Source organism: Corallococcus sp. CA053C (assembly GCF_003611675.1).
GTDB lineage: Bacteria > Myxococcota > Myxococcia > Myxococcales > Myxococcaceae > Corallococcus.
The window spans coordinates 1-12333 of the sequence record NZ_RAWA01000299.1 but is presented as its reverse complement, the minus strand read 5'-3'; the positions used below and the strand labels follow the sequence as shown (position 1 = coordinate 12333).

At 68.9% G+C, this 12333-nt stretch carries 8 protein-coding genes; all 8 read right to left on the bottom strand.

The window, feature by feature from the left end:
* Positions 1–125 precede the first annotated feature (125 nt).
* A complete protein-coding gene (gspF, locus tag D7V97_RS30555) occupies positions 126–1382 on the bottom strand; it encodes a type II secretion system inner membrane protein GspF (protein WP_120614162.1) in 1257 nt (418 codons plus the stop codon).
* 6 nt (positions 1383–1388) lie between these two features.
* A complete protein-coding gene (gspE, locus tag D7V97_RS30550; RefSeq protein WP_120614161.1) occupies positions 1389–3215 on the bottom strand; it encodes a type II secretion system ATPase GspE in 1827 nt (608 codons plus the stop codon).
* Between the two features lie 4 nt (positions 3216–3219).
* Positions 3220–5847 (bottom strand): type II secretion system secretin GspD, encoded by a 2628-nt coding sequence (gene gspD / locus D7V97_RS30545; protein ID WP_120614160.1) that lies wholly within the window; start codon positions 5845–5847, stop codon positions 3220–3222.
* A 25-nt stretch (positions 5848–5872) separates the two neighbouring features.
* Positions 5873–6787 carry a type II secretion system protein GspC gene (gene gspC / locus D7V97_RS30540; RefSeq protein WP_120614159.1) on the bottom strand — a complete coding sequence of 305 codons (915 nt, stop codon included), beginning with the start codon at positions 6785–6787 and terminating at the stop codon, positions 5873–5875.
* A gap of 199 nt (positions 6788–6986) precedes the next feature.
* Complete coding sequence (locus D7V97_RS30535; RefSeq protein ID WP_120614158.1) at positions 6987–8405, bottom strand: sigma-54 dependent transcriptional regulator; 1419 nt, start codon at positions 8403–8405, stop codon at positions 6987–6989.
* Between the two features lie 46 nt (positions 8406–8451).
* Positions 8452–9462: a ParB N-terminal domain-containing protein gene (locus tag D7V97_RS30530; RefSeq protein WP_120614157.1), complete on the bottom strand. Its 1011-nt coding sequence runs from the start codon at positions 9460–9462 to the stop codon at positions 8452–8454.
* Between the two features lie 63 nt (positions 9463–9525).
* Positions 9526–10872 (bottom strand): TldD/PmbA family protein, encoded by a 1347-nt coding sequence (locus tag D7V97_RS30525; protein ID WP_120614156.1) that lies wholly within the window; start codon positions 10870–10872, stop codon positions 9526–9528.
* A gap of 30 nt (positions 10873–10902) precedes the next feature.
* Entirely contained in the window at positions 10903–12330 is a 1428-nt protein-coding gene (locus D7V97_RS30520) for a TldD/PmbA family protein (RefSeq protein ID WP_120614163.1), read from the bottom strand.
* Between the last annotated feature and the right edge of the window lie 3 nt (positions 12331–12333).

The following is a 12333-nucleotide window of genomic DNA, read 5'->3' as shown; positions in this document are numbered from 1 at the left end:
GCTCCGGGTGGGCGTACAGGGAGGCTCCCACCGTCGCCAGCGTGGCGGCCAGGGCAATCAGGCCCACCAGCGTGACGCGCTGGATCCACCGGTCGAGCGTGTCGTTCATCGTTGCCTCCCGCCTCCTAATGGATGGCCGTATTCACCTGCAGAATCGGCATCAGGATCGACAGGGCGACGAATGCAATCATCACGCCCATCACCACGATGAGCATGGGCTCCAGGAGGCTGGTGAGCGCACCGATGCGCACGTTCACCTGCGTCTCGTAGGAATCCGCCACGGACAGGAGCATGTCCTCCAGCTGGCCGGATTTCTCACCGATGGCGACCATGTGGTACACGAGCGGCGGAAACTGGCCGGACCGCTTGAGGGGCGTGGCGATGCTTTCGCCCTCGCGGATGGACTCGCGGGCGTTCTCCACCGCGTCCGCCAGCACCGAGTTCGTCATCACCGCCTTGACGATGTCCAGCGCCGCCAGCATGGGCACGCCGCTCTTGAGCAGCGTGGACAGCGTGCGCGCGAAGCGGGAGATGGCGAGCAGCCGCACGAGGCTGCCGAAGATGGGGGCCTTGAGGGTGAAGCGGTCCCACTTGGGCTTGCCCTTGGGGCTGCGCGTCCAGCGCATGAAGAACACGCAGCCGGCGACGATGGACGGGATGACCAGGAACCACCACGCCTGCATGAAGTTGGACGCGGCGATGAGGATGCGCGTGTTGAGCGGCAGGGTGGCCTTCATCGTCTCGAAGATCTTCGTCACCTTCGGCACGACGAACACCATCAGCAGCACCAGGATGCCGCCGCCCACCAGCAGCATGATGGCGGGGTAGAGCATGGTGCCGATGATCTTCTGCTGCAGCTTGGCCTGGTTCTCCGTGAAGTCCGCCAGCCGCAGCAGCACCGTGTCCAGCGCGCCGGAGGCCTCACCCGCGCGCACCATGTTGATGTAGATGCTGGGGAAGATCTTCGGGTGCTGGCTGAACGCGTCCGCCAGGGACGAGCCCTCGTTCACGCGCTGCTTGATGTCGGAGAGGGCGCGCTTGAGGCGCTCCTTCTCCGCCTGGTCCACCAGGGCGTTGAGCGAGTCCACGATGGTGACGCCCGCGCCCAGCAGGGTCGCGAGCTGGCGGGTGAGGATGGCGACGTCTTCCGTGCTGACGCGGCCGCCCGCGAGCTTGCGCAGGTCCACGTCGCGCGCCACGAGCGACGCGTTGGCGCCCTTGGACACGCCCGCGCGGCTGCCCTCCGCCTGCCCGAGCACGTCGGTGAGGAAGATGCCGTCCGCGCGCAGCTTGGAGCGCAGCGTCTTGGGTGAGTCCGCCTCCAGCAAGCCCTTCTTCTGCTTGCCGTGGGAATCAAGGCCTCTGTATTCGAAGACGGGCATGGCGGACTAGATGTCCTCCTGCGTGATGCTCAGGACTTCGGCGATGGTCGTCTCGCCCATTGCGATCTTCCGAACGCCGTCGTCCAGGAGCGTGATCATGCCCTTGGCGAGCGCGGACTTCTTGATGGTGGACGCGTCCACGTTCTTGAGCACCAGCTGGCGCACGTCGTCGTCCACGAACAGGAACTCGTAGATGCCGGAGCGACCGCGGTAGCCGTTGCGGTTGCACGACGGGCAGCCCACCGCCTTGTAGATGCGGTCGGTGCCAAAGCGGTCCTTGAAGCTCTGGAACGTGTAGCCCAGCTCCTTCAGGTCCGCGTCCGTGGGCGTGTAGGGCGCGCGGCAGTCCGGGCACACCCGGCGCACGAGGCGCTGGGCGAGGATGCCTGTCAGCGACGACGCCACGAGGAAGGGCTGCACGCCCATGTCCACGAGTCGCGTGACGGCGCCGGCCGCGTCGTTGGTGTGGACCGTGGAGAGCACCAGGTGGCCCGTGAGCGAGGCCTGGATGGCGATCTCCGCCGTCTCCTTGTCGCGAATTTCACCGACCATGATGACGTCCGGGTCCTGGCGCAGGAAGGAGCGCAGGCCCTGTGCGAACGTCAGGCCGATCTTCGGGGCGATGGCCATCTGGCCGATGCCCTTGAGCTGGTATTCGACCGGGTCCTCGACGGTGAGGATGTTGAGGTCGGAGGTGTTGATCTTGGAGAGCGCGCCGTAGAGCGTCGTCGTCTTGCCGGAGCCCGTGGGGCCCGTCACCAGCACGATGCCGTGCGAGCGCTTGATGACGGACTGCATCGACGAGAGCACCTGCTGGCTCATGCCGATCTCCGCCAGGTCCAAGAGCGTCGCCGTCTTGTCGAGCAGACGCATGACGATGCGCTCGCCGAAGGACGTGGGCGTGGTGGACAGACGGATGTCGATGTCGCGGCCCGCGAGCTTGATGCGGATGCGGCCGTCCTGCGGCAGGCGCTTCTCCGCGATGTTGAGCTGCCCCATCACCTTCACGCGCGCGATGATGGAGTTCTGGTAGCGCTTGGGCGGCTTGATGACCTCCTGGAGCACGCCGTCGATGCGGAAGCGCACCAGGAGCTCGCGCTCCATGGGCTCGATGTGGATGTCGCTCGCGCGCTCCTTGGCGGCGCGGAAGAGCACGGAGTTGACCAGGCGGATGACGGGGGCCTCGTCGTCCGCGTCCAGCAGGTCCTTGGGCTCCTCCAGCTCATGCGCCAGGGAGTCCAGGTCCTCGGTGGTCTCCATCTCGTCCACGAGGTCCGCGGTCTCGTTGACGGAGCGGTCGTACACGCTGTTGATGGCGTCCACGATGGTGGACGCGAGCGCGATGCGGGGCTGGATGCTCTGGCCCAAAAGCAGCCGCGCGTGGTCCAGCGCCGTGGTGTCCAGCGGATCCGCCACCGCGAGGATGACCTCGTCGCCTTCCTGGGACAGGGGCAACAGCTGCGTCTGGCGCGCGAAGTTGATGGGGATGCGCTTGACCAGGTCCGCGTCCACCTCCTCCGCGAAGATGCGCTGGAGGTAGGGCAGGTCCAGCTGGTGGCCGAGCGCGCGCGCCACGTCTTCTTCCGTGACCGCCTTCATGCCCACGAGGACTTCGCCCAGCCGTCCGCCCTTCTCCTGCTGGGCGGCGAGCGCCTCCTGGATCTTCTCCGGGGTGAGGGCGGGGACGAGCGCGCGGAGGATCTCCCCGAGCGGCCGGCCGCACAGGTACGCCTGCCCGTGGGCGACGATCTGCGTGGCGTCGTTGCGGCCCACGGGGGCGTCCGTGGACGCGGCGGAGGCTTGGAGGGTCGTGGGGTCGGCGGTCAGGTTCATGGGCTTACTCCCCGTCTCCCGGCTGGATGCGCAGCCTGTTGGCGTCGGCGTCCGGAGTGGGCGCGACGACGTCAGGTTGCGGAGCCGGTGTGGCGGGCACTGATCCTTCCGAACCCCCCGGAGGCGCTTCTAAATTTCGCGGCGCCTGGTCGCCCTGCGGGGGCGGCGTGGCGCCGTTCTGCGGGGGAGGCGCTTCCACGGCGCCCTGCCCGGGGGTCGGGGAGCCGGCCGGCGCGGTGCCACCCCCGGCGGGGGCGATGACGCGCTCGTTGGTGGTGCCGGGGCCGCCGTTCTCCACGCGCTGCGACTCCTTGAGCATGGACTGGTTCATGCGGGACAGGGGGCCGGGCTTGCGGCTGAAGTCCACCGCCACGTCGTAGCCGGGCACCTGGCCGTAGAACTGCTCCACGAACTGCTGACGCTCCTTCATCTTGCGCTCGAAGATGCGCCGGAAGTCCTCCTGGCCGCGGATGATGTAGGGCGTGAGGAAGAGCAGCAGGTTCGTCTTCGTCTTGCGGCGCGTGGTGTCGCGGAACAGGTGACCCAGCAGCGGGATGTCACCCAGCACCGGCACCTTGGAGACGGACTCCAGGGTGCGGTCCTGCATGATGCCGCCGATGACGACCGTCTCCATGTCCTTGGCGATGACCGTCGTCTTCGCGCTGCGCTTCGACGTGGTGGGGCCGAGCACGGGGTCGGACGAGGCGATCTCCTCCGTCTGCTCCGTGATGACGAGCCGGATGTAGTCGCTCTCGTTGATCTGCGGCTTGACGGTGAGCTTCAGCTCCACGTTCTGGCGGGTGATGGGCGCGTAGAGCGAACCCAGGCCGCCCAGCGAGCCCAGCAGGGACGGGTTGATGCCGCCCGTGGCGCCGCCGGCCGCGCCGGTGACGGAGCTGCCCAGGCTGGACGGGGAGAAGCCGGACTGGAAGGGCACGTTCTGGCCCACCGTGATTTCGGCCTCCTCGTTGTCGCTGGTGAGCAGGTGCGGCGTGGACAGCACGTTCACGTCCGAGGACTGCTGCATGGCGTTGAGCACCACGCCGAAGGCCGGGATGTCGATGCCCAGGGCCTTGAGCTCCGGGAGGACGGGGCCCTGGATGCCGGCGAGGAAGCCGCCCATGCTGGCCAGGTTCGCCAGCGAGAAGGACGGGGGCACGCCGCCGCCGCTGTAGTTGGTGCCGAAGATGCCGGGGATGGCGCCGTCGTCCGTCTTGAGGCTGAAGCCCTGGTGGAAGTTGATGCCGAACTCGCTGTTGCGGTCCAGGTTCACTTCCATGATCACCGCCTCCACGAACACCTGGCGGCGCGGCTGATCCAGCTGCTGGATGATCTGGACGATGTTCTTGTAGTCCGACTGGCTGGCCACGATGACGAGCGAGTTCGTGCCCTTGTCGGCGGAGATCTTCACCTCGCCGCTGAACAGCTCCGCGGCCTGGGTGGGCGCGCGCGGCAGGCCCTGGGGCTGCTGCGGGATGGGGCCGCGCTGCGGGCGGTTGGCGGTGCCCTGCGCGAGCGACTGGAGGGTGCTGGCGAGCTCCTCCGAGTTGGCGTTCTCCAGCGGGTAGACGTTGATGCGGTTGCCGCTGCCGGACGGGATGTCGATCTCCCGCACCAGGTCCTGGATGCGGCCGAAGGCGGCGGGGCTGGCCACGACGATGAGCTTGTTGGTGCGCTCGTCCGGGATGATCTGCGACAGCGTCACCGCGCCGCCGGAGTCCGCGCCGCCAGAGGACACGCCGCCCTCACCGGGAGGCACGCCGGGGCTGCCCTGGGGGAAGTTCGCCGGGCGCTGGCCGGGGCGCGCGCCGCCCTTGGCTTCAAAGAGCTTCTGGACGGTGTTGGCCACGTCCTGGGCGGTGGCGTACTGCACCTGGATGACGCGCATCTCGTCGCTGGAGGAGCGGCTGTCCAGCTGGTTGATGAGGCGCTCCAGGCGGTGGATGTTGGAGCCCACGTCGTTGACGATGATGGTGTCCGGCGGGTACGGGATGGTGTCGCCGTCCTTGGACACCAGCTGCTGGAGCACGCCGCGCAGGGGCTCCACTTCCACGTACTTGATCTTGAACAGCTTGGTGACCATCTGCTCGTTCGTGGTGTACGGCGTCGTGTCGTCCACGATGGTCGGGATGGGGTTCTGCTTCGCGGAGCGCTTGTCGACGATCTTCAGGAAGCGGCCGTACGGGTAGACGGCGAGCCCGTTGGCGTCGAGCGCGGCAAGGAACGCGGAGTAGAACGAGTCCGCGTCCACCTCCACGCGGCCGTTCTCCGGACCGATGATGGAGATCTTCCCGCGCACGTTCTCCGGGAGGATGAAGGTGCGGCAGGTGGCATCCGACACGGTCTGGACGAGCTTCTCGATGTCCACCTTGTCGAAGTAGATGCCGTAGCGCGCGTTCCGACGGGCCTCCTCACAGGAAGGCATCTGGCGGGGACCCTGATTCTCCTCGGCGCCAGTGTTGGCCGGAGCCGCGCCGCGGGCCGGCGGGGTGGTTCCCTGCGGGGTGATGGTCCGGTCGCGCTCACCCGTGGCGGGGGGCGGCGTACCAGGCTGCGAAGGACGGCGCTGGGCCCACGCGGGGACGGAGAGCGCGAGGCACAGGCAAAGCATCCAGGACGGGAGCGTCTTCATGGAGGAGCGGGCGCTGACGGGGTGTTTAACGGACGTTGTAGGATTTGCGGATCGGCGCTCCGTTGCGCTCGATCTCGATCTCGATACGAGAGGAGTCCTTCAGCTTCGAGTAGACCTCCAGCGCCTTCTCAGGGCTGTTCATGTCGAAGCCGTTGATGCGACGGATGACGTCACCGTTCTGGACGCCGATCTTCGAATAGATGGAGTCCGGGCGGATGGAGAACAGCTTGAAGCCCACCGACTGACCGTCCTTGAAGGCGGGCACGATGCGCGCCTGCATGGCCACGTCGTTGAGGTTGCTCAACGTCTTGTCGATTTCAGCCTTGGGGACTTCGTACTCGTTCTCCCCGGTGGACTTGATGCCGTTGCCCAGGCCGTTGGATGCGGTGGCCGTGGGCGCGGCGACGGGAGGCGGGGTGTAGGCGGCGACCGCGCCATCCCCGGGCTGCCCGTCGATGAACTCCTTGCGACCGCCGTTGTTGATGATGACGCGCTCGCGTTCGATCTCCATCACGGTGGCGCCCATCAGGGTGTTGCCGATCATGTACGTCTGCGACCGCTGCGTGGTCATGTCCTGGATGGACGCGAACGACCAGTCCGCGTTGCCGGCGACGAGCGTGCCCAGCAGCTTCACCCGCAGGCCGCTCTTGGCGGGCGGCGCGTTGGCGTCGAACTCCGGGGTGGTGGGCTCCTTCACCGCGACCTCCGGCTCCGGCAGCTTCACGCCGGTGAGGCGCGACAGGCGCTCCGCGTCGATGGAGGCCAGGACGGTGTCGGTGGTGTGGGTGCGCTGGGCGACGCGGGGAGACGCCTCGGCGGAGGGCGCCGGGGAGATGCTGGATTCAACGAACAGGTTCACCGTGCGCGCCGCCAGCAGGGCGACGAGCAGGATGAACAGCAGGTTCACGGTCCAGAAGTACTTACGAAAGAAGAGTTCCATCACGCTTCCGGGAGAAAGCCAGCCCCACGGGTACCGTGAGCAAGGCAGGTGCCATCGCTGGGCGGGTTTGAAACCCAGGACCTACGGCCAAGTCCTCGGAATTATTTCGGAATAGGACGCGGGCCCGGCCGGGTGGGCGGCCCTGACAACGCGTCCGGACATTTTGTCAAAAGCAGGCGGGGGCCGGTGTGACGGCCTGTCAGTCCGCCCGTCCATCCGGCACGCCCGGAGGGGAGGGGGCGACAGGGGGGGCGTCCGGTCCCAGCTGCTCGCGCTCCAGCTTGCGGTAGATGGTGCGCGCGGCGATGCCCAGCAGGCGGGCGGCGAGCGTCTTGTCGCCCTTGGTGTGGCGCAGCGTCTCGTGGATGACCCGGCGCTCAATCTCCTCCATGGGAGTGCCAATGGGGATGACGAGCTGTCCTGCCGAGCCCAGCGGGCCCTTGCGCACGGACTCCGGCAGGTCGCTGGCCTCCAGCACGTCCGTCTTGGCGAGCACCACGGCGCGCTCCACCGCGTGCTCCAGTTCACGCACGTTGCCCGGCCACGCGTAGTTCTCCAGCACGCCCAGCGCGTCCGGGGAGAAGCCGCGCAGCACCTTGCCGTTCTTCGCGGAGAAGCGGCGCAGGAACGCGTCCGCCAGCAGCGGGATGTCCTCGCGGCGGGACGCGAGCGCGGGTACGCGGATCTCCACGACGTGCAGGCGGTAGTAGAGGTCCTCGCGGAAGCGGCCTTCGGCCACCTCCTTCTGCAGGTCCTTGTTGGTGGCGGCGACGAGCCGCACGTCCACCTTCACCGTCTGCGTGCCGCCCAGCCGCTCCAGCTCTCCCTCCTGGAGCACGCGCAACAGCTTCACCTGCGCGGCGAGCGGCATCTCCCCCACTTCGTCGAGGAAGAGGGTGCCGCCGTGGGCGCGCTCGAAGCGGCCCTCGCGCCGGGCCACCGCGCCGGTGTACGCGCCGCGCTCCACGCCGAAGAGCTCCGCCTCCAGGATGCTCTCCGGGATGGCGCCGCAGTTGACGGCGATGAAGGCCTGGCGCGCGCGGGCGGAGTGCTCATGCAGCGCTCTGGCGGCCAGCTCCTTGCCGGTGCCGGACTCGCCCAGCAGCAGCACCGTGGCGGTGGAGGGCGCGGCCTGGCGGATGGTGTCCAGCATGGCGCGGAAGGCGGGGGACTGGCCCACCATGGCGCGGCCGCCCGCGGGGTTGATCTCCGCGAGCTTCGCCTTGAGGGAGGTGTTCTCCTGGACGAGCGCCTGCTTCTCCAGCGCCTTCTGCACGGCCTTCACCAGGGCGTGGCGCTTGAGGGGCTTGGTGATGAAGTCGTAGGCGCCGTCCTTCATGGCGGCCACGGCCGTCTCCACCGTGCCGTAGGCCGTCATCAGCACCACCTCCACGTCCGGGCGGATGGTGCGGCTGGCCTTGAGCAATTCCTGGCCGTCCATGCCGGGCATCATCAGGTCGGTGACCATGACGCTGACCTCCGGGCGGCGGAGCAGCTCCAGCGCCTCCGTGCCCTGCGCGGCGGCGAGCGTGGCGAAGCCTTCCCGCTGGAAGATGCGGGCTACAGAGTCGAGATTGGCGCGGTCGTCGTCGACGACCAGGACCGTGGGAGCAGTCATGGGGTGCAAGGCCTCTTCTACTCCCACCCTGCAATCCCCATTCCCTTCAAGCCTGCTCTTCGTCCGGTTCCAGGGGGCCACCGCCCATGCGGCCAATGTCCTCGCGGCGCACCTTGTCCAGGTTGAAGCGCCGGGCGCTGGCCAGCATGCGGTCCACCGTGGCGTCGAAGGTGGGAGGCGAGCCGTCCTTGCGGAAGCGCAGGAAGTTGATCCGGGCGACGACGAAGTTCTTGAGGTAGGGGCTCTGGAGGCCGCGCTCCTTGAGGCCCGCGACGACGGCCACCACCGCGTCGTCCAGTTCCAGCAGCTTGTCCGCGCGGGCGTCGCGCAGGGCCAGGGCCTCCGGGAGGGGCAGCTCCTGGAAGCCCTCCACCACCTTGACGAAGGGGTGGTAGGCGCCGGCGGAGAAGCGGGGGCGCTTCTCGTACGCGGCGCCGAGCGTGAGGAAGGACGGCTCCTCGAAGAGGTGGGCGAAGGCGGACTCGCGGCCCGGGCGGCCCGCGCCCACGAGGCCCCGCGCCATGCGGATGACCTCCAGGGAGCGCTCCTTCAGGTTGTGGGCCTTCTCCGTGTTGAGGGCGAGGATTTGATAGGCCACGTCCTCTTCCGGCAGCAGCAGCGCGACGATGGACTTCGCGCCCAGCATGCGGCTGGCGTGCAGGCGGTGGTTGCCGTTGGGCGTCCAGTAGTGGCCCTCCACCCGCACGGCGATGACGGGGTCGAGGAAGCGATCCAACCGCTCCATCGCGGTGGCGAGCCGCTTCACGTGGGGCTCGGACAAATCCCGCTGGTAGGGCGTGGGCTCCACCTTGTCGATGGGCAGCACGGCGAAGATGACGGGGTGGCCGCCCAGCGGATCACGGTAGACGGACAGCACCTGTCCGCCGTCCTCGCGCACCGCCTGGAGCAGGGCGTCCGGGAAGGCCACGGCTTCGCTCGCGACCTCCGCGGCGGAGAGGCCTCGCGACCGGGGCTCGGCCTTCTTGCGTCGGGGCTTGCGCGGGGTGGCCGACTTGGACTTCGCGGGGGCGGACTTGCGGGCGGACTTCGCGGCCATGCGGGCGGACCCTCCTTGCCGTTAGCGTGAGGGCCCCCACCGTACGCGACGAAGCCGGGCGCGCTAGGCACCCGAAACGGTGAGCTGTCGGAAGCGGACAGTGGGTGCTCCGGCCGCGCCGCCGCGGAACTGGAGGTCGCTGCCCACCGCGTCCACGTCCTTCAACATCTGGAGGAGGTTGCCCGCGACGGTGACCTCCTGCACCGGGTGCGTCAGCTCACCGTTCTCAATCCACAGGCCGTTCGCCCCGCAGGACATATCTCCGGACACCGGATCCGCGCCGTGGCCGAGCAGCGCCGTCACGTACAGCCCCCGGGGCACCTGGCGGATCAGCTCCTCGGGCGTCTGCGTCCCCGGCTCCAGGTAGAGGTTGGTGGTGCCGATGCCTGGGAGCGCGCTGTAGCCGCGGGACGCGTTGCCGGTGGTGCGCGCCTTCGCCTTGCGCGCGGTGAAGGCGTCGTAGAGGAAGCCGGAGAGCACGCCCCCGTCCAGGATGGGCGTGCGTCGGGTGGGGACGCCCTCGCCGTCGAAGGGCGCGGTGGCGAGCCCCCGGGGCAACAGGCCGTCATCCACCAGCGTGACGTGCTTGCCCGCGAGCCGCTTGCCCACGTGGGGCGCGAGCACGCTGGACTGCTGGTACACGGCGTTTCCGTCCGCGGCCTGGGCCACGTTCTGCACGAAGCTCGCGGCCACCAGCGGATCGAACACCACGGGCACCTGCTGCGTCTTCACGGACTTCGCGCCCAGCATCCGCACCGCGCGCTTCGCCGCCTCGCGGCCGATGGACTCCGGCGACTCCAGGTCGTCGAAGAAGCGCTTGTAGTCCAGCCAGTAGCCCGTCTGGAGCTGGCCGTCCTGCGACGCCACCGGCATGGCGAAGAGGTACACGTACGTGCCGGAGTAGCCGCCCGTGGCGCCCTCGCTGGAGGCCAGGTACACCTCCGTCACGAAGTCGCCCGCGGACACGGAGTCGAACGTGATCACCCGCGCGTCCTCGGCCCGGCCCGCGCGCTCCGCCTCCAGCGCGGCGTTGATCTTCCAGTCGCCAGGGAGGTTCGCCACCTTCGGATCAAACAGGAGGCCCGTGTCGCCCCGCTTGCCCAGGTCCCTGGAGGAGGGCAGGCCGTTGAGCTTGCTGGGCGCGGCGGCCTCCGCCAGCTGCACGGCCAGGTCCACCACGCGCTCCAGCCCGGCGGGGGTGAAGTCGGAGGTGTACGCGAAGCCCAGCCGGTCCTTGACGAAGACGCGCACGCCCACGCCCTTGCTGGCCGCTTCGGTGAGGTCCTCAATCTGGCCTTCGCGGACGCGCACGCTGCTCTGGCGGCCCACCTCCAGGTACGCCTCGGCCTGCTTCGCGCCCCGCTTCACCGCGCGCTGGACGATCTTCTTCGCGAGCTGTTCGTAGTTCACGTTGTCGTTCCTTCGCAGAAGCGTGGGCCTTCAGCCGACCCGGGTGCCGCCCACGGTGACGTTGTCGATGCGCACGGTGGGCAGGCCCACCCCCACGGGCAGCATCTGCCCGTCCTTCACGCAGATGCCCATGCCGGGATCCGGCATCGGGTCGCTGCCCACGCGGCTGATGTTCTTCAGCGCCTCCGGCCCCACGCCGATGAGGATGGCGTTCTTCACCGGCCGGCCCAGCTTCCCGTCCTCAATCTGGTAGGCCTCGCTGACCTCGAAGACGAAGTTGCCGTTGCTGATGTCCACCTGGCCTCCGCCGAAGGTGGCGCAGTACAGGCCGCGCTTCACCTCCTTGAGGATGTCCTCGGGCGCGTGGTCCCCGGGCGCGAGGAAGGTGTTCGTCATGCGCGGCAGGGGCAGGCTCTTGAACGAGTCGCGCCGGCCGCTGCCCGTGGAACGCTGGTTCATCAGCTTCGCGTTGAGCTGATCATAGAGGTAGCCCTTGAGGACGCCGTTCTCGATGAGGACCTTGCGCTCGCCCGGCACGCCCTCGTCGTCGATGTTGATGGAGCCGCGCGCGTTGGACACCGTGCCATCGTCGATGACCGTGACGAGGTCGGACGCCACCTTCTCCCCCAGTTTCCCAGCGAACAGCGAGGTGCCCTTGCGGATGAAGTCCGCCTCCAGGCCGTGGCCCACCGCCTCGTGCAGGAGGATGCCGCTCCAGCCCGGGGCCAGCACCACCGTCTGCGGACCCGCCACGCAGTCCACCGCGCCCAGCGTGGCGATGGCCTGGCGCGCGGCCTCCTCACCCACGCTCTCCGGCGTCACGCTGTCCCAGTAGCTGAAGGACACCCGGCCGCCGCCGCCGTACATGCCGGTGCGCCGCTCGCCGCTCTTCCCCAGCGCCACCACGTGCACGCTCAGGCGGGACTGGTCCTGGGTGTCCTCGCTGTAGCGGCCTGCCGTGTTGGCCACCGCGATGCGCCGCGTCTGATCCACATAGGCGGCGTTCACCTGTTGGATGCGCCCGTCAAAGGCGCGTGCGGCCGCGTCCGCGCGGGTGATCAGCGCCGTCTTCCGGGCCACCGCCACGTCCTCCAGCGGGTGGGTCACCCGGTAGTGGCTGGGCACCGCGACGCGCTTGATGGGGAAGGCGCGCTCGGAGCCGCCGCCCTGGGCGATCATCGCCGCCGTGCGCGCGGCCCGGAGCAGCGCGGGTTCATCCCAGTCGTCGGAGTAGGCGTACCCCACCTTGGCCCCGGTGATGACCCGCACGCCCACGCCCTGCACCAGCCCCACCTGGGCGCTCTTGATGCGCGACTCCTCCAGCACGACGGCGGTGGTGGACGTGCGCTCCACGTACACCTCCGCGAAGTCCGCGCCCCGGCCCATGGCCTCCGCCAGCAGCCGCTCCAGGAGGCCCGGGGGCAGGAGGGGGGAGGAGAGCGCCTGCCGCGCGGCCAGGGG